The sequence below is a fragment of the Xenorhabdus sp. Sc-CR9 genome (assembly GCF_963897815.1).
Taxonomy (GTDB): domain Bacteria; phylum Pseudomonadota; class Gammaproteobacteria; order Enterobacterales; family Enterobacteriaceae; genus Xenorhabdus.
Window position 1 is genome coordinate 1 of the sequence record NZ_CAWQTY010000037.1, and the last position, 2,971, is coordinate 2,971.

General features: G+C 39.2%; 2 protein-coding genes. Both read left to right on the top strand.

Annotation, left to right across the window (positions count from 1 at the left end; all coding sequences use genetic code 11):
- Positions 1–178 precede the first annotated feature (178 nt).
- Positions 179–1,957 carry a lipase family protein gene (locus AACQ81_RS02065; RefSeq protein ID WP_237388422.1) on the top strand — a complete coding sequence of 593 codons (1,779 nt, stop codon included), beginning with the start codon at positions 179–181 and terminating at the stop codon, positions 1,955–1,957.
- Positions 1,941–2,711 carry a hypothetical protein gene (locus AACQ81_RS02070; protein ID WP_237388423.1) on the top strand — a complete coding sequence of 257 codons (771 nt, stop codon included), beginning with the start codon at positions 1,941–1,943 and terminating at the stop codon, positions 2,709–2,711. The genes AACQ81_RS02065 and AACQ81_RS02070 overlap by 17 nt, the downstream gene beginning before the upstream one ends.
- The last annotated feature ends 260 nt before the right edge of the window (positions 2,712–2,971 follow it).

Here is a 2,971-nt window from a genome sequence, read left to right on the forward strand (position 1 = left end):
ATCACGAGTCGTATCGTGCATCAATTCGAGGGCGCGTTTTTGTTCTGGTGTCAGATGAATTTTCATGGCTGCAAGCATGATCGGGTTTGGATAAGAAATCAAGCATCTTCAATGGCGATTGGTATATATTTTAAAAAATAGTAAAGTTGAGCGTAAGGGAATGACGGATGGAAACGGAATGATCCGAGAAGAAAAATTGCTTGCTTCTCCTTTACGTTTATTTCTCAGCGGACAAGGAATTGCAGATGAAATGGAGACACGACTATTACGAGCATTGCGTGGTGAGTCTCATTCAACAGTCAAGCCAGATGCCGAATCCAAAGGTTGTTTTTATCGTTATGCTGTCATTGGTGAATTGTGTGACAGAGCCCCTGATATTGCAGAGTGGGAACAAGCTAAATTTGGGCTACCTTACTACCATTTTCCGAAAGAAGATGAATTTAAAGGATTAGAGTTTTACGGTGAGGATTTTAATCAACGTCATGTGATTGAGGTATGTCCGTTTAGGGCATGGTCTTTAGTCCTAAAACATACACCAAACTACGATATCGTGAATGCGTATAACCTAGGACTCATGTCACTATTGGTGTATAAGGATGAAGTGATGGTTGACCCGGATTCTCCTGATATTGATATGAGGGAATTTATTAATACTCCGGATACGACCACTTCTTTTTTCTACCAACAATGCTTTGACTTATCAAAAACTCCTGTTATCAATGATGCTTCCGTTTATCCCGCGATTGTAAACGATGTGCCATTTAAAGAACGTTATCGACCAGCAATATTCTTGGATGTTCAACAAGTGAAAACGCCTAAAACGTTTGAGCATGATACTCAAATGTTTTTTGTTGAAAATGAAACGCAAATTATTGCGGCATGGAGGGGGACGGCAAGCTTGAGAAATGCGCTTACGGACGGGACTTATCGCCCCATTCCATGCCCGGAGAATATTCTTCCCGCTGAAAAAGCCAAGGTTCATAAGGGGTTTTTAGAAGCTTATCAGTGCATGGAGAAATATTTTAAAAAGAGAACTACAAATATAAAAGATAGATCAGACTCTAAAATTAAAAAATTATATATCTGCGGGCATAGTTTAGGGGGGGCACTCGCTTTATTGCATGCTACAGAGCTAAGAGGTAATAACCCTCTCCTTTATACTTATGGAATGCCTCGTGTCTTCACGGGAAGTGGTGTAAAAACCTTAACATCACTGAATCATTTCCGGCATGTCAATGATGCCGATACCGTAACGAGCGTGCCATTTGATACCAATATGGATAGCTGGTTATTTGAAGTTTATGGGTCACTCGGAACCATTTTTGGCTTTGGCTGGACCTTAGCCACATTACCAACCATTCCAATACAAAAATATCTCCCCGATATTGGTGAGGTGTATTATCACCAAGGGAATACCGTGAGCTTCTTTCAGGCGAGACAAATTGGTCACGAAAAGCTGCGTAGTCATACAGGGGATACACTCGGTAGCAAAAGCTGGCGCATGAATGGCACCTATAAGTTTTATTTAGTTCCGAGCATCGCTAACCCCTTAAATAAAGGGTTAGAGAAAGAACAACAGGAATATGTGGACTCATTAAAGGGAGATAAGTCTGTTATCGATGAAATTTTCCCACAATGGAATAATCCTAATTTAGATACGATTATGACGATGGCAACAGACCACTTTATGGGCAGTAAATATCAAGCCATTATAAACAATCAATTGCTCAGTTTATTAGAACCAACGAAAACGCCTAAGCGAATAGCTTCAAGAGGGGCATTTGATAAAATAATACATCATAAAGATGCCTATCAACTGAATGCTAAACGTAATACCACTTTTATGGCACTCGAAAATAAACTGCACGATGTTTTTAAACAAGATGTTAACCAAGATGAATTATTGAAACACGCTCTTGAGCGGTATAAGGAAGACACCCATGAAATTTCTCTATAATAAAAGCGCATTATCCTCCCTGCTTGCTGTGTTTTTTATACAAGGATGCGCGCAAAGCGGATCATTCTCTCCACCGATTAATGGAGAGAATGTTCATTTTATGGCAACGATTCCTGATGAGTTGGATGCCTTACCCATTTCAGCCATGTATCGTTCTAAAATTTGTCGCAAAGAACGCCGAACCGCGAATATGAAGTCGTATTCTGTTCCGGGTTTTCATCTTGCCACCTACCCGCTATCCATCGGTCAGTCAAATCAAGTTGAGGTCAGTATCCCTAAGGAGGGAGGGGGAAAATGTGATTGGAAACTGAGTAATATTAAGTTCGAAGTGAAGCTGAGAGATACGTCAAAAATTGCTCCTTTTATTGAAAAAAACTTTGGATTTGATACGACATTTGTTATTGATGGTAATGCACCACAAGTATTTGATGGTGGATATATAAAAAAAACAGGTGATTTAAATGAAGAAATTACGCTATTTCCTTTACTACGAGAGAGGTTCTTAGGGGGGCACAGTCAATCATTTTATTTGGTGGGAAAATATGATGTTATGACCTATAAAATGGTTGATGGTAGAAAAATCCATCTTAATGTCTTATATGAAAAAAAATTTTTATCTCATTGGCAGGGAAGAAAAAATCAGGATGCAGATACATCAATGACTTATCCTGACGGAACAATAATATACAATGGTGATGTAATACCAGACTTTGATAAATTAATGCGTATTCTTGAATCAAGAAACAGCAAATAGACTAAATGTAGTCATTCAGACTTAATCTGACAGTTGCCCACTTTGATTTAGGGCCTGTCAGATTAAATTCGGTTGAGCGATACAAGGAAAGCACCCATGAAATTTCTCTGTAATAAAAGCGCATTATCCTCCCTGTGTAGCGGTCAAGAACTTCCGGACACCATTTTAGCCTTCTCCCATTGCTTTTCGTATTCAACGGGAGAAATGCCTCCATTAAAACTATGGGGACGAATGTAATTATAATATCCGCCCAAATATTG